This window comes from Roseiarcus fermentans, from assembly GCF_003315135.1.
GTDB lineage: Bacteria > Pseudomonadota > Alphaproteobacteria > Rhizobiales > Beijerinckiaceae > Roseiarcus > Roseiarcus fermentans.
Map to the genome: position 1 here is coordinate 19,021 of NZ_QNRK01000038.1, position 19,436 is coordinate 38,456.

Here is a 19,436-nt window from a genome sequence, read left to right on the forward strand (position 1 = left end):
AGCCGCGGGGCTCGGATGCGGCGCCGAAGGGTGGCGAAGCCGAGCGCTCGGCAGACATTTCGGCAGACATTTCATTGCGAGAAAGAGAAATGTACACTATAGTGACTTCGATTGAACGCGCATCACTTGCGATGAAGCGCTCGGCTGTCTGACATCCAGAAGCAGAACCTGCGCAGGCTCGCGCCGGTCGTCCGCCGGCCGAGCGCCGCGCTCAACGCGCGCGGCGATGGGAGGGTCGCCCGTAACTCCCAAGCCGGCAGCGAACAGCGCCGTCATCGCGAGCGAAGCGAAGCGATCCAGGGCCGCTGGGCCGCTGTCGCGCCCTCTGGTCGTCCCGCCGCCCTTCGTTGCGAGCAGAAGACGGAGCGATTTTTTCCGCAGGAAGCAAGCGGCGGCATGGATTGCTTCGTCGCTTTGCTCCTCGCAATGACGGGGTTGGGAGTTACGGTCGCCCGGAAAATCCCGCGCAAACTGTTGAAAACGCTCAAAACCGGCCGACATCGGGGGGCGCGCTCCGTCGAGCCCCCAGTTCCTTCGGGAGGGTTCGAGGCTCGGACCGCCTTGAAGCGCGTCACCACGGGAGCGGAGCCGGCTCGCCCGCGACACCCCGGCGGTCGCAGACAGCGGAGGCGGTTCCGGATTCGCCGCTGCGATCACACGGAAACCGTATGAGATGCGAAGGGCGCACGGGTGTCGAAGCGGCGCTGCGCGCGCCCGGCCGCCGGGCTCGACGTGACCGCCCTCGAAATCGAGGAGGTTTCTGTGTAGGCATTGGCGGCGTTGCGGATCCCGCGCCCGCGCCAGGCGCCGAGGGCGCCTTCGGACGCGCGGTCGAGTCAGTGACAATGTCGGGAATCGCATGATTCGCCTTGACGGGGTGTTCAAGTTCTATCGCACGGATCGGCACACGAAAATCGTGCTCGACCACGTGACCGCGGACTTTCAGAGCGGGCGTTCGTACGGGCTGCTCGGCGTCAACGGCGCCGGCAAGTCGACGACCCTGAGATTGATTTCCGGCGTGGAGCTGCCTAATTCCGGGCGCATTCGTCGGACTGTGAGAGTGTCCTGGCCGCTGGGCTTCGCCAACGGGTTCCATCCGCTCATGAGCGGGCGCGAGAACGTCAAGTTCGTCGCGCGCGCCTATGGCGAAGACGTTCGCAAAGTCCTCCTGTTCGTCGAGGATTTTTCGGAGTTGGGCGACTATATCGACGCTCCGGTCCGCACCTACTCTTCGGGGATGATGGCGCGGCTCGCTTTCGGGTTGTCGATGGCGATCGAGTTCGAGTGCTATCTCATCGACGAGATCACGGCGGTCGGAGACGCGCGGTTTCAGGCCCGGTGCGCGGCGGCGTTCGAAAAGCGCCGGGCGAATTCGGACCTCATCGTCGTGTCGCATTCCATGCAGACGATCCGGGACTACTGCGACAAGGGGGCGGTTCTGGTCGACGGCCAGTTGATCATGTTCGACTCGGTGGATCGGGCGGTCGAGTTGTACAATCGGCTCAACCGCTGAGGGCGCTTGCGAGGGGATATGCCGATCGATCAGGACGAAAGGACGACCGCCGGCGCCCTGGAACGGGCGCGGGTGATGTCTCAGGCGCTCGCCGACGCCGCGCGCCGCGCCCGCTTTTCCACGCGCAGCCGCCGCGCGCTCGCTTCCGGCGGGTTTCAGGCCCGCCGCGGCGCGCGCGCGATGCGAATGTTCCGCATCGCCACGTTCGCGCTCGTCGTGTTGGTCCCGAGCATCGGGGCTGCGGCCTATTACGCCTTCATCGCGTCGAACCAGTATGTCGCCGAGGCGCAGTTCACCGTCATGGGCGGCGAGGTCCCGGCCCCCGACGCGATCGCCTCCATGACCGGCATACCCGCGGCGGCGATCATTCAGGACACCCAGATCGTCACCAACTTCATCGAGAGCCGCGCGGCGGTCGAGAAGCTCGAGGCGAGCGTGGGCCTGCGCCAGCTCTATTCGGGCGGCGACATCGACTATCTGGCGCGCTTCGACCCGTCGAAGCCGGTGGAGAAGCTGGTGTCTTACTGGCGGCGCATGGCGGACGCGTCCATTATCATGCCGGCCGGTATTGTGGATCTCAAGGTGCGCGCCTTCACCCCCGAGGACGCCCGCGCCATCGCCGACAGCGTCCTCGATCTCAGCGAGCAGCTCATCAACGACCTGAACGCCCGCATGAACGCCGACGCGGTCAGGGACGCCGAGCAGGAGCTGCAGCGCACCGCGGAGCGTCTCGCGGCCGCGCGGGCGGCGCTGGAAAAGGCGCGCAACGACCAGGGGGTGATCGACGCGGTCAAGCAGGCCGACGCGATCAACAAGCTCGCCACGGACCTGCGCGGCCAGCTCGCCCGCATGCAGCAGGAATACGACGCGCAGCTTCACGCGGTGCTGTCCACCGCGCCGCAGATGCGGACGCTGAAGGCGCGCATCGAGGCGGGCCAGGCGCAGATCGCCGAACTCGAGGCGAGGCTCACGGCCGCCGATCCCGCGGAATCGAGCCAAACGCTTTCCAACTCGATGACCCGGTTCGCCCAGCTCGACCTCGAGCATCAGATCGCGGAGCGCCTCTACTCGGGCGCGGCGGCCTCGCTCGAGCTCGCCAGGCTCACGGGCGAGCACAAGCTCATGTACCTGAACACGTTCGTGAGGCCGGTCGCCCCCCAGGAGCCTCGCTACCCGAAACGGATTCTCTATACGGCCGCGGTCGTGGTAGGGTCGCTGGCCGCGTGGGGCGCGCTCGTCGGCGGCGTGGCGGTGGCGCGAAACCATATGGCGTGAGGCGTCTGGCGCTGGCGATGTTGTTCAATATCGAGCAGGACTCCGGCGATCGGGTGGTCGGCTACTGTGTGCCGGACGGCTTCGAGTCGACCCCGAGCCTGGCCGTCGAGGCTGACGGGAAAACGATCGCGCGGTTCGAAGCCGGCGAACTCAGGCAATCCCTGGTCGACGGCGGCCGGCACCAGACCGGCCGGTGCGGTTTCACGATCACCGAGGCCGAGGTTCCGGGCCTCGCCGGAATCGAGGATCTGACGATCATCGACGAAGAGACCGGCATTCTGGTCTATCGTCGGGCGCGGCCCGGCTTCCTGCAGCGCAAGGTGGTGCGCCTCGAAACCCACCTGTTTCCGCTTTGGCGGCTCGACGACGCGGTGAGCCCGCGCTTCCAGCATTTCCTCCGCGGCGCCGAGGCGCACGGCCGCGAGACGGTGACGCAATTGCTGTTGCTCAACGACGTCGGGTCGAGCTATCTGAGCGGTCGCATATTGTACAAGAACTACGCCTATTTCATCGACAACGGCTTTGACGTCTGCATGTTCGTCCAGGACCCGCATACGGAGTTCGCCGAGCGGCTGCTGATCCTCGGCCGGGTCCGCAAGGCGGGCCTGCCGGTGCTGGGGCCGCGCGACACCATGGTCTACGAGCCGGCGATCGACTTCGCCGAAAGCCTGCCGTTCGACAGCGACCGCGGGCTGAAGCGCGCCCTGCGCTCGATGCCGGGCGAGGTCGCCCAGCGTCTCGCCAATCCGCTCACCCGGCTGATGACGGCGGCGACGCCGGACGAGATGCCGGCCGGGGCGGCGGTCGCCTCCGCCCTCGACGCCTTCGCCTCGTTCGCCGCGATCGGGCTCAGGACCGAGCCGGACGCGGCGCTCGCCGGATTCTCGGCGCTGACCGGCGTCGCGAGCGAGGCTCTGCCCCGCCTGCCGCATGCGAAGGCGGCCCAGTCGTTCGGCCGGATGCTGGCCGAGACGCGCGCGATCGACTCGCTGATCGAGACCGACTGCGAGCTGTTCCACCATCTGAACGAGGCCGCCCGCCGCGCATCCGCCTCCGTCGCCGCGGGGTCCGCCTGATGGAGCTCGAGCCCCCGCCGGAGCTGAAGGACGTCGCGCCGCTCGCCGAGGCCGCGCCGCCGCGCGGCCGGCTCGAACGCGTCTTCGGCCGGGCGGTGGTCCGCCCCGAGGCCGGCGGCGTGCGCGACCTTCCCGGGTTGGCGGCGGCGCCGGGCTTTTTCGCCCAGGCGCTGGCCGCCGTCTTCAGCTACAGGTTCAGCTTCGTCGCCCTGGTGCTCCTGCCGGCCCTCGCGGCCGCAGTCTATCTTGTGGCGCTCGCTTCCGATCAGTACGCCGCCGAGGCGCGCTTCGCGGTCCGGGCGGCGCAGTTCGACAGCGCCAAGTCGAGCAGCGACGGCCCCAAGACCGCCCTGTCCGCCGGCGGCGGCATCCCGTCAATGGCGAGCCAGGACGCCTACGTCATCGCCTCCTACATCCGCTCGGCGGCGGTGTTCGCCGACCTGCCGGCGTCGCTCGACCCGCGCGTGATCTACAGCCGCCCGGAGGCGGACTTCTGGGCCCGCCTCCCGGCGAAGGCGAGCCTCGAGACGCTCGCCGACTACTGGCGCTCGATGGTGACGACCTACGTCGACGGGCCGTCGGGGGTGGTCACCGTGAGCGTGCGCGCCTTCCGCCCCGACGATGCGCGCGATCTGGCGGCCGCGGTGGTGGCGGCGAGCGAAAAGCTGGTCAACGCCATGAGCGCGCGCGCCCGCCGCGACGCGATGCGCGACGCGGAGGCGGAGGTGAAACGCACCGAGGCGATGGTGTCGGAATCGCTCGCCGACGAGCGCGCCTATCGCAACCGCTCGGGCTGGACCGACCCGGCCGCCCAGGCGACCGCGGTCTCGACCCTGCTCATGCAGGCGATGGCGGAGCGGATCCGCCTGCAGAACGACTATTTCGTCGATTCGCGCGCCATGTCGCCCGAGGCCCCGACGCTGGTCACGCTGAAGTCGCACATCGACGCGCTCGACGGTCAGATCGCCAGGCTCAAGGACCAGCTCACCAGCGCCGCCGGCGACAAGGGCGCCGTTTCCGCCTCGATCGCCGAGTTCGAGACGCTGGAGATCAAGCGGATCTTTGCGGAAAAGCTCTATACGCTCTCGCAGGAGGCGCTCGAGCGCGCCCGCCAGCGCGCCGAACGCCAGATGGTCTACATCTCCGTCTTCGCCCCGCCGCTGACGCCGGAGGAAGCGCGATATCCGGAGCGGCTGAGTCTGAGCGCCATCATTTTCATCAGCCTGCTCGCGGTGTGGGGGATCGGCGCGATGACGGTCGCGACCGTCGCGGACCATACGATCTGATGCGCCGCGCGCGCTACCCGGTCCCTCGACGCGCTCTTCACGGGCGGTTCCATCCGTGCGAGGGCTCGAACCGGCCCGACAGGGTTCGCGCCGCGTCGTTCGTATTCGCAAGGCCCACATCCGTGATTGCCGATGATCCCGCCAGCGTGCCGACTGCATGAGCGCCCTGCCTGCGGAACGCGTACCCGGGCTGCGCCAACTGCTGGCCGCGCAGGGCGCCGTCCTCTACGCTTTGATGCTGCGCGACATCCGGACGCGGTTTTTCGGCACCGCGCTCGGGTTCCTCGTGACCATCGCCTGGCCGCTGTCTCACCTCGGGGCGATTATCCTGATCAACGCCGGTCTCGGCCGCGCAGCGCCTTACGGCCAGTCGAGCGCGCTCTGGTTCGCCACCGGAACCGTGCCGTTCATCGCCTTTTCCTACGTGTCGCGGTTTTGCGTCTGGGGAATGGTCACCAACAAGCCGATGCTCGCCTATCCGATTGTTCGGGTGACGGATATCCTGTTTTCCCGCATGATATTGGAAATCCTGAACTCCGTCATTGTCGTCGTGATCCTCGCGGCGGCCTTCTGGTGTTTCGGAATCGATTTCATTCCCGCCAACTTGACGGTAGCGGCGAGCGCATTTCTCGCGGCGGTGTTGCTCGGAGTCGGCTTCGGCATCTTCAATTCTATAATCGCGGCATTCATGCCGATGTGGTTTACCGTCTACAGCCTGTCGATGATTGTATTTTGGATCGCATCGGGAATTCTTTTCGTCCCAGACGCCTTGCCAGATCAAGCGGTCTACTGGTTGTCCTACAATCCCGTTCTTCAATGCGTGGAGTGGATGAGATCGGCGTACTACGATGATTACGGCGCCCATGTCCTCGACAAGCAGTACACGCTGGTTTGGGCAGCCGGCAGCATTCTCGCGGGACTCGCTTTGGAGAGGGTCGTGAGAGGCAAGATATTGTCAGGTTGAGAGCATCACGCCTCAAAATGCGCGCCCGCAATGAGAAAGCGGGCTTTCAACCATAAGCTGCCCTCCTGCCACAATTGTTCACAAAGCTGCGTAGACGTTCCAACTCCGAGAGCGGAACAATCGAGAGTCCCGCGCGGAGTGGAAAGTACTACGAGCCACTGCATTGATAATGCTGAGATTGATTGAATCATGGTGGTTTGACCCGATGTCGTCCACTACGATGTCACCTCGTCCACAGCGGCCCGGGGCAGCACCCAGTGGCGGCCCATCCTCTCTTCACTGTGACCCGTGGCGAAGAAGTGGTGTCGGCCCGATTGGACATGTCCGAGTTTCACGGCGTTCGCCACGTCGGGATTGGAATCCAAGTACACTTGTTCGTCGAAATTGTCGAAAGTGAAGGACCTCCCGCCGAGCAGCGCGGGCCGAACCGGCGCGCGCGCTTCCGCAGGCCAGGACATGCGCTTGACGGCGTCGTAAAGACGGTAATCGTGCCGGTGGCGATGGGCGAGAAATTCCCGCACCTGCGGACTGTCGAATATCGCTGTGTCGATGTAGCGACGGGCGACGTTTTCCCGCAATTGCTCACAGCCTTCCGGCAATTCCGCAAAACCGAACGCCGAATAGAGCTTCCCGACCGTGTCTTCCGTCGCCACGCAGGCATAACACTCGAGCCTGCGCCGAACCTCCTGATCGGTAAGGCTTTCGAAATCGTCGCCGAGCAACAATCGAGATTGCATGTTGAGATGCTGCCCAAAAAGATTGACGAGGAGATTTAGCACCGACGCCGGATTGGAAAAATCCGTCGACATGACAATCATATCGGTGACCTGCTCGTTATGCGAATGTTGATCGTAGTAATTTTTGCGATGATATCTTTCAAAGCTGAAGTTAAGCTGCGACGCGAGTTGCGCGGTTGGCTCGCGAACACTGGAAAAAAATTCCACAGGCCGTCCAACCCATGTCAGCCGACTTGACAAAACTTCGATTGGGAGGTGACCGGCAATCCAGTCCGAGCTACGAGCAAGATCAAGAAAAGCGCTCTTGTCGTGTATGACCTGCTCGACATAGGCGTGTCCGCGAGGCGTACAAAGCCCAAGGACTTTCTTGATTGCGCTGCCGGCAGTCTTGGGCACATGGACATAGACAATCAATGGATTCGCATCGACGTCGGTAACGGCGTTCTCGGACCACATCTCAGACCCAGTCTCGTACACTGATCACAAGCACCGAGGTAAAGACATTTTCCCGCGGTGGCAAGGGACAGTCATCCGAATGTCACGCGCCCCCCGCTGGCCGTCTCGCCCGCGCGGGCGCTCGCGCTCGTGTCCCGGCGCGCCCTCGACCGTCGATCGGAACCGGGCAGCGGGTCACACTATCGCCTGAAATCTGGCCGCAATGGCGCGTCAGGCGCCGTCAGAACCCAAGAGCGGTCGACGGCGTGGCGCGATGCGCAAATCCATGAGGCGCGACCGCTGGGAGGCAGTCCCGATGCGCAAATCTCTCCGTCTCTTCGCCGTGATCGCCCTTGCGACCGCATTCGCCGCGGCGTCGCAAGCGGCGCGCTCCGAGAGCGTTTCCTACAGGAGCGCGCAGGACTTTCAGATCCTCGCCGATGGAAAGACCGACGTGGGCGCGGACCTCGAGCGCGCGATCGCGACGACGGCCCGGCAGGGTCAGGGTCTGCTGCTCCCTTGCGGGGTCTATCTGGTCAATTCGAGGTCAGTCGCCTTGCCGAGCCACGCCAGACTGAAGGGCTCCGGCGCCTGTTCGATCATCAGGGAGGGCCCGTCGCTATCGAACACGCAACACGCCGTCCCCGACCCCCATGGCGTGACATGGAAGCTGGTCTTCACCAACGACGACTGGGATCACGGGAATTCCGACATCTCGATCGCCAATGTCGCCTTCGACATCCGCGCCGCGCCGCGGGGAAAGGGAGTCACCGTCGCAATCATGTTCACCAATGCGTCCGACGTCAGCCTCGACCAGATCGACATCGAGGGCGGCGCCTCCAAAGGCGCGCGATCGGATGACGGAATCGCTTTCGTCAATTCGAACCATTACCGGGTCGCCAACAGCCGTGTCACGGATATCGTCAACGCGTGCTATGACAACTGGGGCAATAGTCATGATTTCGTGATCGACCACAATACTTGCGACGGCGCGTCGAACCCGTGGCCCGTGGGCATATTGATCACAGGCATGAATACCGATCTGACGCCGGCCGTGATCGAGAATGCGAACGTTACGAACAACACCATCAAGAATGTCGGCGCGACCGGCATTTGGGTGGAAGGGGGATGGAACCAGAAAAAGGGAGCGGACGCGACCTACGGCATCGTCAGGAACGCCCGGATCGTCGGCAATCTTGTCGAGGGCGTGACTCGGTTTCACGGAATCCGCGTCTCCGACGCCGACAACATAACGATCTCCGGGAATATGGTCAGCGGCGTGGCGGCGGCCGGTTTCGTTTCCGTAACCGAGTACCAGGGAACACAGTCCAATCTGACCGTCACCGACAACAGGTTTTCCGACTGCAACCAGCAAGGCGGCATGTACCCTTGCGTACAATTTGAAAAAACGACGCACGGGGCGCTCTTCGAAGGCAACCGCATCGGCGGCGCCTCGTACCCCTATGGAGTGGTGGTCAATCCAGGGTCCAGCAACGTCAGAATTCTAGGAAATTCGATCGAAAAGGGGTCCCGAGGCACGGTCGGCGACGCGGGGACGAACGATGAAGTTTCGAACCCTTGAGTGTCCCGCCCTGCGAGAATGCCCCTATTGCTCGGCGACCTCCGCCCGCCAGTCCACCTCGCGGCTTCTTCAGGCGGCGATGTCGCTTCGGGGCGCAAATCGATAGGTCTCGTTCGCGACGAGCGCGAGATCGTCGCCCGAGCCCAAGGCCAGAGCGGGCTTGGCTGCGACTCTCAACCCCGCGGCCGCGGCGCTGTAGGCGAAAGCCCTCTCGACGGCGTGCGCGAGCGTTCCGTCCGTTTGCCCCGACTCCGGCTCGAAAGCCTCGGGCGACAGGCGCAACGACGCGATGGGCGCGAGCGCGGCGGTTCGCGCCACGAACATCGACCCCGCGACGAAGGCCTCGGGTTCCCCGCCGGCCTGTGCGACCCCCATCCGTTGCGCCAGGACGCGCGTCCTGGCCTCGTTGCTTCCCCAGTAGGCGGACAGCTTCAGGACATGCCCTTCCGGCGCGACCATGCCGACGTCCGGGCGTCGCTGGAGGCGGCCGATCGTCCATTGCAGCTCAAAGGGCTCGGCCAATCCGGTCAGCAGCTCGCGCCGCCACCGCCCGCCATCGCGGCGATGGGTCGACTTCTTCGTGTGAAGTTTCAGGATGAAGTCGAACCCCTCGGCCATCAGCCGAGGCAGGGTCAGCAGGAACGGCAGCACGTCTCTGCCGCGATTTTCAAATATCCCGACCTCGTACGGATGGGAAAAGCCTCGCAGGGCGACTCCGACGGCGTCGGCCTTGTCCCGGGTCGTCGTCACGAACAGCTTCAGCGGGCCGGTGTAGGCGGTCAGGAGGTCGCGGATCTCCGCGAGGAGTTCGGGATAGAAGACGTGGACGACCGCGGCGACGGCGTCGCCGCGAGCGCCTTCGATTGACCGCGCATTGTCGGCCGGGAGCGCGGGTTCGTCATCCCCGTCCCGACGGGCGGTTTCGCGGCGGTCGCACCAGGACTGATAGCTGTCGGGCCCCGAAGCAAAGGGGTCTGGGAAGCAGGCCATGAGTTCGGGCCTCGTCCGCCACACGAGGCGCGCCGCCCTTGGAATCGCCGTCCCATCCTCGAATTGGCCGTAGCGCCAATATCTGTTCGGTATGGTTTCGAGCTCCATGCCCCGAAGCTCGCGCTTGTACCAGTTCCATACCTCGTAGACCGCGAGGTTGGTCCCGGCATAGCGTTCGGTCATCGAATCGCCGTCCGAATTGATCTTCGTGAAATGATAAAAGCGAAGCCGCGATCCGTTCACCAGAATTTCGCCGCCCGGTGAAATTTCGATGTCGCGACGGCTCAAATTCCAGCTCGCCACATTGTATCCGGGATCCCGCTCGACGTGAACGCCGCCGAAAAGTCCCGGGACAATATCGAAATACTTCTGGTCGGTGAAGATCCCGTTGGTCACGTCGTCGTAGCACGCATGGTACAGGCGAGTGGCCCACCACTTGGCCATCCTCACCGCATTGCCGTCGTTGCGCACGGCCAGAAATCCGAGATTGTATATGCCGTACTTCATCGACGTGAGTTCGTTATCGGCGATCTCGCTCTCCGCCAGGTTTGGATCCAGTTGATGCGGCGTCAGAACAATCGAGTGGGTGTCGAGCTTCGAGACCAGGTCGCCCAGGTCATGGAAGACCGCGATGTCCGGGTCGAGATAAATGACTTTCTCCGCTCCGAGCGAGAGCAGATGCAGCAGGGCGTGACCCTTGACTGCGGTGCAGGCCTCGACGATATGATGCTTGAATATCCATTGTCGCCACACGCCCGGGAACAGATCGGCGGCGTCCAGAACGTGGTCGAATTCGCCTTCCCACAGCCTGTCGTCGAAGCCCGGCGGCGGTCTGTCGACGAGTACGGCCCAGAGAGTCCAGTCAGGGTGTCGTCTTCGGACGCTCTTCGCCAGAACGCGGGCTCGGGACAGATAGGAATAGGTAAAACTGGTGAAGACATGAACTCCGGACATTTTTCACCCAATTGAGCCGTCGGCGACGAGCGCCGCCGTCGTTCCGCAATGGACGATCGAACTGACCGCGTTCGGCTGGCTCGCCCGGATCCGGACGAGGTCGACGACTTGATGACTTGTAAAAAATCCGACCAGGGATTCCTCGTCGGGGAACACCCTTCCGCGCTGGCTCGACGAGACTTTCGCGGCGACGTTTCCACTGTCGGCAAGCGTCAGGACGTCGCACCCCGCGGCCAGGGCCTCGAATGTCGTGTAGGAAAAGGTTTCCGGCCAGAGCGCGGGAATGACGACGACGTCAATGGCGTGCGTCGTCAGCGCCCGGGTCATTTCATCCCGCCTGTCCCTGCTCACGTCGACGGCGACACCCTCGATCCGCGTGGTGGACACGATCGCCTTCGCGGAAGCGAAATGAAAGAATTGATAGGCGCTGTCGCCTCGGGTGGCGCTCACGATCCGCTCGAACACGGTCCAGCCTTTGTGCATGACCGGGTAACCCAGGAACCCAACGCGCACCGGGGGGCCCGGCCGCACATCGCGGTGCGGGCGTCGCGCCGCACCGACGAGCCGGCAGTGCTCAACGACGACCACGGACCGCCGGGGCAGGTCGGACGCGCGGCTCCAGATGTCGCGCGCGGCCTCGGAAGGGGCGACCACGACGAAATTTGCGATATCGAACAAGGCCTTCAGACTGCCGACGTGCCGTTCGCGGTCCCCACCGAAGATGCAGATGTCGCATGCGACGGAGCCGATCGGCGGCGCCTGGCAGAACAGGATGTTGTTCCTGAGCAGGTTGTCGCCATAGCAAACCGACGAATAATTATGAAGCCAATAATAAGCGTGGGCGGCGTCCAGGGCTTCGCAAATCGCGATCAGGCCGCGCGTGGAATGCCCTTGCGCAGAGTGAACGACAAATATCCGTCTCATGGAGGCGCGTTGGGCATGCGTGCGCAAGGCTCGCGCGATCGTCGCATAGCTTGCGACGCCGATTTTTTCCCCGTCGATGACGATCCAGCATTCGTCAGCGGCGGATCCGTCGAAGGTCATGTTCGATGGATAAACAGGAGAAATGTGTATATATGTGAAACCATCGCTGTTCAGTCGCGCTTGCTCGTCGCCTATGAACAGTTCGGTCCCTGCCGTCACGCTTGGATAACAAGTATGGCTGATCGAGCAAACAATCCCCGAAGCGGATTGCAACGCCGAGACTAGCCGTTGATCGAGTCGATCCTCGTCGATTCGATCCCTGTCGGGAACGAGGACCCGTTTCCGTTCCGTCTCCGGGAAATCGAGATGCTCCAGGAGACGTCGCCGGGCGTCCGTCTCCCTCCTGGCCGGACGTCCTTCCTTGGCGCCTGACGCGATGTAGTGCCAAAACGGGTTGACGCCCGCCGCCGCCACATCGGCGTTCGCCTTGAGGTAGTAGCGCGTTCCGAACCAGGGCGCCGGATCGCGGCCCTCTATCCAGCCGTTATCGAGATAGTGGACGATCGGGTTGATCCCGGCCTCGCAGACGTCCGGGTTGCTCTCGAGATAGAACTCGACGTCGAAACCTCTCGCGAACTCTTCCTCTTCGGGAAGCGGTCGACCTGGCGAAGCGGCGGCTTCGGTCGCCCCGGCTGAACGTCGGGCGACGAGCGCGTCAAGAAACTCTCTTCTGAGCGCGTCGGGACTTCGAACCCACTGCTGCCGAACTTCTTGCCCGGTCGGCGGGCCGGACGCGACGCCGGCCTTTTGCCCGTGCAATATGAAATGCACAAGCGGATTCAGGCCCGACGAGGCCGCGTCCGGATTGTTCTGCAGGTAGAAAGCGGTGTTGAACTGCGGCCCCGGATTTCGCCCTTCGGCCGCCCCGTGTTCGAGATAATGTCGCGCAACGTCGGTCGGCGTGTCGCGAAGGTCGGGGTAAGACTGCCGATACCAGACCGGATCGAGAAGCGGAGACTTGCGCAGGATCGCCACGTCTTCGTCCAGGCGCCTCGCGCGCCGCCCCGGACCCGGGACAATCCTGCCAAGAATACCTATCAACCGAAGACCCCGTCGTGGGAAACCACCTCGTCCGCACGCGCGACCGCTGGTCGAGCGATTGGCCAGTCTCTGGTAGCGGAAATACACATCGTGGACAAGCGTCCATTGTGGCCGCGGCGGCGGCGGCGCCCACTTGCTCCCGCCGCCTTCAGCGCGCGGGCGGAGGCGGCCGGCCTTCGTGCCGCCCGTCCTGAAGATAGTGCGAGAGCGGGTTTCGCCCTGAGGCTTTCACGTCGAGGTTCTCTTCGAGATAATGGCGGGTGCTGAACTCCCGGCTCGGATCCCTTCCCTCGCGCCAGCCGTGCAGCAGGTAGTGGACCAGCGGGTTGAGGCCGGAGCGGCGGACGTCCTCGTTCTGGTCGAGATAGAAGCGGGTGTCGAAGTAGGGATTCGGCTTGTAGCCCCTGGCGAAGCCGACCGTGAGGTAGTGCGCGGCGGGGCGGAGGCCGCTTCCGGCGACGTCCGGGTAAGTGTCGGCGTACCACTCGGGGGCGATGAGGCCCGCGCGGACGAGCTTGCGCGCCATCTGCGCCCGCCACAGCCCCGGCAGCAGCCCGCCGTCCTTTCGCCTCGCGGCCGAAAGCGCCGCTTCCGCGTCGACGAGCCGCGTCTTCAGGCTCAGGGCTTGGGCCGCCTGATCGCGCCGGGCGGCTTCCACCGCAGCGGCGGCTTCGGCCGCGAGCCGGCGCTGGCCTTCCAGTTCGAACGCGAGTCGGTCGCGGTGGAATGCAAGTCCCTCCCGGTCGCGCTGCGCCTGAACGAGGTCCGCGGCCGTGCGGACGCGCTCGGCCTCGGCCCAGGCCTTTTCCCGGCGAAGGCGTTCCACGTCGACGAGCAGCGCGTTGCGCTGGTTCGCCGCGCCGTCGAGCGCCTGCTCGAGCTCCCCCTTGCGATCGGCGAGCGCGTTCGCCAGTTCCTCGCCTGCCGCAAGGCCGGCGGCGAGCCGCGCGCACTCGTCGGCGAGCGCCCGGCGCTCCGCCTCCAGGGCGTCGCGCACGGCGACGGTTTCGCTGCGCACTTCGGAAAGCGCCCGCTCGTACGCGGTCGCCCGCGACGCCCCGTCCGCCCGCAACGCGTCGAGATCGTCGGCGAGGCGCTCATGCCGCTCCGCCAGCGCCGCGCGCTCCGCCTGCGAGGTCGCCAGCGCTTCGGCGAGTGCCTGCCGGTCGCCTTGCGCGTCCCCGAGCGCCCGTTCCAGCTCCGCCGCGCGTCGGGCCAGAGCGGCGGATTCGGTCGCCAGCCGCCGCTGGCCTTCCAGCTCCGACGCGAGCCGGTCGCGCTGGGAAGCCAGTTCCTCTCGGTCGCGGCGCGCCTGAACGAGGTCCGCGGCCAGGCGGCCGGCTTCCGCCTCGGCCTCGGCGCTTTCCCGGCGAAGGCGGTCGATGTCGGCAGTCAGCGCGGCGTGCTGCTCCGCCGCATCGGCGAGCGCTCGCTCGAGCTCCGTCTGGCGGGCGGAGAGACCGCTGGTCAGCCGCTCCCCGGCGGCGAGGTCGGCGGCGAGGCGCGCGCACTCGTCGGCGAGCGCCAGGCGCTCCGCTTCCAGGGCTTCGCGCACGGCGCCGGTTTCGCCGCGCGCCTCGGCGAGCGCCTGCTCAAATGCAGCCGCCTGCGACGCGTGGTCCGCGCGCAACGCGTCGAGATCGCCCGCGAGGCTTCGCCGCCCCTCCGCCAGCGCCTCGCGCTCCGCCTGCGAAGCCGCCAGCGCTTCCCCGAGCGCCCCCCTGTCGGCTTGCGCTTCGCCGAGCGCCCGCTCCAGTTCGGACGCGCGCAGGGCCTGCTCGGCGGCGCGCGCCGAACCTTCCTCCAGCGCCAGCTGGACCTCGTCGAGGCGGACGCCGAGCCGGGACTGCTCCTGCGCGAGCGCGTCGCGCTCTCGGCGAAGCTCGGCTCGCGCCTCGGCCTCGGCGTCGGCCTCGTTCTCCGCCCGGATGAAGGACGCCTCGAATTCCGCCGCGCGCGCCGCCTGCTCGTCGAGACGCCGGCGCGTTGCGACGAGTTCGTCGGCGAGGCGTCGCGCCTCGGCGGCGGACGCGTCGCGCTCGGCGCGGGCGGACCGGGCGGCGTCGGACAAGGCCGCTCGCTCGCGCTCCGCCTCGACGCGCGCACGCTCGACCTCCACCTCGATGGCGCGGGCGCTGGCTTCGGCGCGCGCGGCGGCCGCGTCGGCGAGGGCGCGCAGGCCGTCGCGTTCGCTCGCCAGCGCGCCGGCCTCGTCCTTCAGCCGCTCGATGTCGACCTCGTGGTCGATCAGCAGGCGGCCGAACAGCGCGCTCGAATCGTCGAGCAGCGCTCGGATCCGGTCGAGTGTCGCGAGCGCCGAGTTGGACTGCGGGTTCCTGCCGAGCTCGAGCAGCGCCTCGTAGGCGGCGAGCGTCCATGCGTGGACGTCCGGGTTGGCGCGCAGCGTGTCGAGGTCGGTCTCGTGGTGAATGAGGGCTTCCGACAGGAACCGGTCGATCTCCAGTCCGGCGCGGTCGGAGAGCCGCGGCCAGGCGAGGCGCGTGTCCGCCGCGATCCGGTCGCAGACGCCGCGCCAGCCGGCGGCGAAATCGCTCCACGCGAAAATCGAGCGGGCCTCGCCGCGGCTGTGCGCCTCGGCGTCGAGGCAGTGCCTGAGCCACAGCAGCAGGCCCTTGGTGAGGGAAAACCCGTCGCGGCGCTTGAGCGACAGCGCCGAGTCCAAGGGCGAACGGACGGGGATGACCACGTGGGGCATGCGCCCACTCTCGCGCAACAGGTCGAGCCAGAACGGAGCGAACCGGCTGATTCGCGGGTCTTTCAGGACGGGAAGGGGCGAGGCGCCGAACTCCGCCTCGAACAGGTCGAGCGCCCGGCGCCGGAACGGCGCCGCCGCCGGGGAGCGCAGCCAGCCCGGGCTGAAGGCGCGCCAGTCGTCCCAAGTCGTACCCGCCGACGCGAGCAGTTCGTCGTGAAACCAGTACAGGACGAGGGATTCGTAATAGCCCCGCTCGTTGAAGGAATTGGCCGGCATCAGGGTCTTAGGCGCGCCGCCGCCGAGCTTCGTGAGGGCGCCGGCGACCGCGCTCGTGCCGCCGCGATGCATGCCGAGAACGAGAATAGCGTCGGACACACCAATTCCCTGCGCAGAAAGGGGTGCGTTACCAGAGTCAACGCACAGTGTCACCATCCGGCGAGGGAGGCTGAATGGCCTCGGCGGCGCCGGGGCTCGCCTTCGGCAGCCGTTTTGTTTGAACGACGTTGACCGGGCGCTCCGTCAACGACCATACCGCGCATGAAGAACGGTGGGCCGTCGCCTCCGCCCGAGGCGGCGCGTCCTGTTTCCGACGGAAGGAGGCGGAACGGATGGAGGCGAAAGACCTTCCCCTGCTCGTGATCGGCGCAGGCCGCGGCGGCACGTCGATCCTGGCCGCCTGCCTCGACGGGCACCCGCGCATCGTCATGAGGAGCGAGTATCGATCGGCCGGCCTTCTCATGGGCGACAGCTTTCCCATCGCCGCGACCGCGAGCCTGATCGACGACAGGCTGACGGCGTTTCGCGCGGCCTGCGACGACGAGGTTCTGAAGCATCCCGGCCGGGTGTGGGGAAACAAGATCACCACCGAGCAGATCGGCGGGCTGGAAGAGCACAACGCCCTGAATGATGCCCGCGTCGACGTCGTCGAGCGGTTCGTCGGCGCCATGACGGGCTACCGCATCGTCTTCATCCTCCGTCACGGCGCGTCGTGCGTCGATTCCAAAGTCCGCAGAACGGGACAGCCCCCCGTGCGCGCGGCGATCAAATGGTGTTATGCGGCCAGGCTGTTCGAGCGGCTGAGGGCGGCCCGCGCCCTCGCGTTCTGGTGCCGATACGAAAATCTGGTGTCCGATCCGAAGCGCGTTCTCGCCGAATTGTGCGATTGCCTCGGCCTGCCGTACGACGCGGCGATGCTGTCGCAGACCGACAACGGCGACCTCCTCTTGCCCGAGTACCGGCACGGACGCTTCCTCGCCGAGAAAGCGACCGAGATCCCCAGCCTGTCCCCGGAGCTCGGCGCTTTGCTTCGGCCTTGGCTCGAGCGGCTCGGCTACGCGTAGGGCGATGGCCGAACCGGCTATTCCATGGGTTCATGGTAGGCCGATTTGGGATCGAGCCAGTCGCTGAGGTCCAGCCCGGTCCGGGCTTGCGTCCTTTCGATATCCTGAGCGTAGAGCTCGCAGAGGCGCTCGGCGTCGGCCGACGCGAGCGGCGCGCTCTTGTCGGTCTCGATCGCGACGACGCGGCGCCGCTCGACGGCCGGGCCAGCGTCGAGTCCGAGAAAAGCGTGAATCGCGTTCAGCGTCGCGGGTAGATCTCGCCACATCGCGTCGGTCCGCAGGAACAGGACCTGTCCGTCCGGAAACAGGTCGAGCAGTCGCTCGACCTGGGGAGCGTAAAAGCCACGTTCGACATAGGAAAAGACCCGGTGCGCCCCGTTCGCCGCGGCGCGGACCCGCGCCCGCGCCGGCGGGCGAATGGCCTCGGCGAAGGACAGGGTTTCGGCGCCCCGCGCCGTCTCCATCCGCCAATGCGACAGCGCCCGAAGGACCGGATGGCGCAGCGCCACGATCAGCTTCGCCGACGGATTGTAGGCGCGCAGCCGTTCCATCGCGTTCGGCCAATAGCTGTAGATCGGCGTCGCCTCGCCCCGCAATCGCCTGGATCGGTCGGCGTCGAACCAGGCGTGCAGCTTGTCGTAGTCCGGGTGGGTCCAGTCGACCGACTCGTCGTCGAAGAAATGCGTCTCCTTGATCTTCGCCATCTCGATGTCGGGGTGACGGCGCAGGAAGGAATCCAGGGCCGTCGTGCCGCCTTTCTGGACGCCGCAAATGAAAAAGTCGACGATCACGCGCGTCCGTCCGGAGTGCGCTTCAGGTTCGTGACTGATGTTTACCATGTCCCGGTGAGATTCGGTATGGCGCTCACGCTCGCCGTGTCGGGCTCGGCGCGAGCGACGAGGCTCGCGCTTTCAAACGCCGCCTTTTCGAGCTGCGGGTCTCGTCGAGCAAGCGGGGCGGATCGCCGCGCTCGACTCGAGCCTGTCATGCGATCAATTGCGGCAGCAGCCGGCGGCTGACCTTGCCGTTCGGCGTATGGGGAATCGCGTCAACGAACACGATCCGGCGCGGGCGCTTGTAGACGGCGAGGCGCGCCGCCGCGTGGGCGAGGAGCGCCGCCTCGTCGGGCGCCCGCCCGGGCTTTCCGACCACGAAAGCCGCGATCACCGACACGTCCCCGGAAACCGTGCGCTCCGCCACCGCGACGTCGGCGACGTCGGGGTGGGCGGCGAGCGCCTTCTCGACCTCGAGCGGCGACACCCGGTAGCCGAAGGCGTTCATGATGTCGTTGTTGCGGCCGCGGTGCCAGACCCAACCGTCGGCGTCGAACTCGGCCAGGTCGCCGCCGAGGAACCATTCGCCGCGGAACGCGGCCGCTTCCTCCTCGGGGCGATTCCAGTAGCCGAGCATGAGTCCGGGATCGCTGCGGTGAACCGCCAGCAGCCCGATCTCGCCCGGCCGCAGCGGGTCGGTCCCGCCCTCGACCGGCAGCACGGCGACCCGCCGGCCGCGCTGCGGCCGCCCCGGCGAGCCGGGACGGACCGGCTCGTCGGGCCTGCTCGACACATAGGTCGAAATCTCGCTCATGCCGAGCGCCTCGTAGAGCCCGGTCCCCGTCGCCTCGCGCCAGTGCGCCAGGAGGTCGGGCGACAGCGCCTCGCCCGCCGTGACGCCGTGGCGCAGCCGCGTCGGCCACATGCGCGACGGATCGCCGTACTTGAGCGCCTGCCGATAGAGGCTCGGCACGGCGGCGAAGAGGGTCGTCCCCGTGGCCTCGATCAGCCGCGGCCAGACTCCGGGATCGCGCGGGCCGGCGTACAACACGCCCGTCGCGCCGCGTGCAAAGGGGTCGAGCACGCCGACGCCGAGCGTGTAGGTCCAGTTGATGTTGCCGGCGTGCAGGACGACGTCGTCGCCGGTCAGGCCCAGCCAGTCGGCGTGCATCGGCTCGCGGCCGATGACCACGCGATGGCCGTGCAGCACGCCCTTCGGCTCGGCGGTCGAGCCGGAGGTGTAGACGAGGTAGGCGGGATCGTCGGCCGCAGTCGGGGCGTAGTCGGCGGGCGCGCTTTCCGCCGCGAGGCGGACGACGTCGCCGTGGTCGAAGACGACGAGCGACGCCAACGCCGCCCGCACCGCCGGATCGGCGTCGTCGAGCACGATCGCCGCGGCGCCGGAATCGGCGGCCAGCGCCCGAACCTCCTCCACGGTCAGCATCGGCGAGGCCGGCTGGGCGACGCAGCCGATCGCGATGGTGGCGAAAATGGCCAGCACCGCCTCGACGTCGTTGCCGGCGCGGATCATCACCCGGTCGCCCTTGCTGAGGCCGCTCGCGGCGAGGCCGCCGGCGAGGCGGCGGACCTTGGCGTCGAGTTCGGCGTAGGTCCAGGACTCCATCGTGTCCGGATCCTCGGCGATGATCAGCGCGATCTTGCCGCCGCGCGCCCGCGCCTGCCGCCCGAGGCAATGCCAGGCGAGGTTGAAACGACCGTCGGCGGGGATAGGCATGGTGCGGCGATTGTGACGGCGCGGCCGCCGCGGCT

At 66.6% G+C, this 19,436-nt stretch carries 14 protein-coding genes; 7 read left to right on the plus strand and 7 right to left on the minus strand.

The features are described 5' to 3' along the window. Positions 1-96: 96 nt before the first annotated feature. Positions 97-501, minus strand: coding sequence for a hypothetical protein (locus DFR50_RS31685; RefSeq protein WP_147262915.1), 405 nt, complete (start codon positions 499-501; stop codon positions 97-99). Positions 502-859: 358 nt separating this feature from the next. On the opposite strand from DFR50_RS31685, the gene DFR50_RS25305 reads away from it, so the two are divergent. The 5 genes from DFR50_RS25305 (at position 860) to DFR50_RS25325 (ending at position 6,114) form a co-directional block, all read left to right on the plus strand. After that, on the plus strand, positions 860-1,513 hold the full coding sequence (locus DFR50_RS25305) for an ABC transporter ATP-binding protein (protein WP_113892050.1): 654 nt from the start codon (positions 860-862) through the stop codon (positions 1,511-1,513). Between the two features lie 18 nt (positions 1,514-1,531). After that, positions 1,532-2,788 carry a KpsE/RkpR family capsule polysaccharide export protein gene (locus DFR50_RS25310; RefSeq protein ID WP_113892051.1) on the plus strand — a complete coding sequence of 419 codons (1,257 nt, stop codon included), beginning with the start codon at positions 1,532-1,534 and terminating at the stop codon, positions 2,786-2,788. Further along, positions 2,785-3,864, plus strand: coding sequence for a hypothetical protein (locus DFR50_RS25315; protein WP_113892052.1), 1,080 nt, complete (start codon positions 2,785-2,787; stop codon positions 3,862-3,864). The genes DFR50_RS25310 and DFR50_RS25315 overlap by 4 nt, the downstream gene beginning before the upstream one ends. Continuing rightward, on the plus strand, positions 3,864-5,150 hold the full coding sequence (locus DFR50_RS25320) for a KpsE/RkpR family capsule polysaccharide export protein (RefSeq protein WP_113892053.1): 1,287 nt from the start codon (positions 3,864-3,866) through the stop codon (positions 5,148-5,150). Before DFR50_RS25315 ends, DFR50_RS25320 begins: the two co-directional genes overlap by 1 nt. A 157-nt stretch (positions 5,151-5,307) precedes the next feature. Continuing rightward, positions 5,308-6,114, plus strand: a complete 807-nt coding sequence (locus DFR50_RS25325; protein ID WP_113892054.1) for an ABC transporter permease — start codon at positions 5,308-5,310, stop codon at positions 6,112-6,114. Between the two features lie 215 nt (positions 6,115-6,329). Here the strand turns inward: DFR50_RS25325 and DFR50_RS31690 are convergent, their stop codons facing one another. After that, positions 6,330-7,307, minus strand: coding sequence for a hypothetical protein (locus DFR50_RS31690; protein ID WP_147262916.1), 978 nt, complete (start codon positions 7,305-7,307; stop codon positions 6,330-6,332). A 202-nt stretch (positions 7,308-7,509) separates the two neighbouring features. Between DFR50_RS31690 and DFR50_RS25335 the strand changes: the two genes are divergently transcribed. Further along, positions 7,510-8,868: a right-handed parallel beta-helix repeat-containing protein gene (locus tag DFR50_RS25335; protein WP_113892056.1), complete on the plus strand. Its 1,359-nt coding sequence runs from the start codon at positions 7,510-7,512 to the stop codon at positions 8,866-8,868. A gap of 69 nt (positions 8,869-8,937) precedes the next feature. Here the strand turns inward: DFR50_RS25335 and DFR50_RS25340 are convergent, their stop codons facing one another. From DFR50_RS25340 to DFR50_RS25350, 3 genes are all read right to left on the minus strand, one after another. Further along, on the minus strand, positions 8,938-10,812 hold the full coding sequence (locus DFR50_RS25340) for a rhamnan synthesis F family protein (RefSeq protein WP_113892057.1): 1,875 nt from the start codon (positions 10,810-10,812) through the stop codon (positions 8,938-8,940). Positions 10,813-10,815: 3 nt separating this feature from the next. After that, the gene (locus tag DFR50_RS25345) at positions 10,816-12,210 is read right to left on the minus strand and encodes a glycosyltransferase family protein (RefSeq protein ID WP_147262917.1); all 1,395 of its coding nucleotides are present in this window, start codon (positions 12,208-12,210) and stop codon (positions 10,816-10,818) included. 775 nt (positions 12,211-12,985) lie between these two features. Further along, positions 12,986-15,928 carry a hypothetical protein gene (locus DFR50_RS25350; RefSeq protein ID WP_147262918.1) on the minus strand — a complete coding sequence of 981 codons (2,943 nt, stop codon included), beginning with the start codon at positions 15,926-15,928 and terminating at the stop codon, positions 12,986-12,988. A 233-nt stretch (positions 15,929-16,161) separates the two neighbouring features. On the opposite strand from DFR50_RS25350, the gene DFR50_RS25355 reads away from it, so the two are divergent. Next, positions 16,162-16,893: a sulfotransferase gene (locus DFR50_RS25355; RefSeq protein WP_113892060.1), complete on the plus strand. Its 732-nt coding sequence runs from the start codon at positions 16,162-16,164 to the stop codon at positions 16,891-16,893. Positions 16,894-16,910: 17 nt separating this feature from the next. On the opposite strand, the gene DFR50_RS25360 is transcribed toward DFR50_RS25355, so the two are convergent. Together DFR50_RS25360 and DFR50_RS25365 are read right to left on the minus strand one after the other, a co-directional pair. After that, positions 16,911-17,684: a sulfotransferase family protein gene (locus DFR50_RS25360; protein WP_210209042.1), complete on the minus strand. Its 774-nt coding sequence runs from the start codon at positions 17,682-17,684 to the stop codon at positions 16,911-16,913. Positions 17,685-17,877: 193 nt separating this feature from the next. Continuing rightward, positions 17,878-19,401 (minus strand): acetate--CoA ligase, encoded by a 1,524-nt coding sequence (locus tag DFR50_RS25365; RefSeq protein WP_113892062.1) that lies wholly within the window; start codon positions 19,399-19,401, stop codon positions 17,878-17,880. Positions 19,402-19,436 lie beyond the last annotated feature (35 nt).

What these genes read in the sequence shown, in the direction of transcription:
- DFR50_RS31685 (WP_147262915.1), bottom strand. Translation starts at nt 501, where the DNA reads ATGTCGGCCGGTTTTGAGCGTTTTCAACAGTTTGCGCGGGATTTTCCG.
- DFR50_RS25305 (WP_113892050.1), top strand. Translation starts at nt 860, where the DNA reads ATGATTCGCCTTGACGGGGTGTTCAAGTTCTATCGCACGGATCGGCAC.
- DFR50_RS25310 (WP_113892051.1), top strand. Translation starts at nt 1,532, where the DNA reads ATGCCGATCGATCAGGACGAAAGGACGACCGCCGGCGCCCTGGAACGG.
- DFR50_RS25320 (WP_113892053.1), top strand. Translation starts at nt 3,864, where the DNA reads ATGGAGCTCGAGCCCCCGCCGGAGCTGAAGGACGTCGCGCCGCTCGCC.
- DFR50_RS25325 (WP_113892054.1), top strand. Translation starts at nt 5,308, where the DNA reads ATGAGCGCCCTGCCTGCGGAACGCGTACCCGGGCTGCGCCAACTGCTG.
- DFR50_RS31690 (WP_147262916.1), bottom strand. Translation starts at nt 7,307, where the DNA reads ATGTGGTCCGAGAACGCCGTTACCGACGTCGATGCGAATCCATTGATT.
- DFR50_RS25335 (WP_113892056.1), top strand. Translation starts at nt 7,510, where the DNA reads ATGGCGCGTCAGGCGCCGTCAGAACCCAAGAGCGGTCGACGGCGTGGC.
- DFR50_RS25340 (WP_113892057.1), bottom strand. Translation starts at nt 10,812, where the DNA reads ATGTCCGGAGTTCATGTCTTCACCAGTTTTACCTATTCCTATCTGTCC.
- DFR50_RS25355 (WP_113892060.1), top strand. Translation starts at nt 16,162, where the DNA reads ATGGAGGCGAAAGACCTTCCCCTGCTCGTGATCGGCGCAGGCCGCGGC.
- DFR50_RS25365 (WP_113892062.1), bottom strand. Translation starts at nt 19,401, where the DNA reads ATGCCTATCCCCGCCGACGGTCGTTTCAACCTCGCCTGGCATTGCCTC.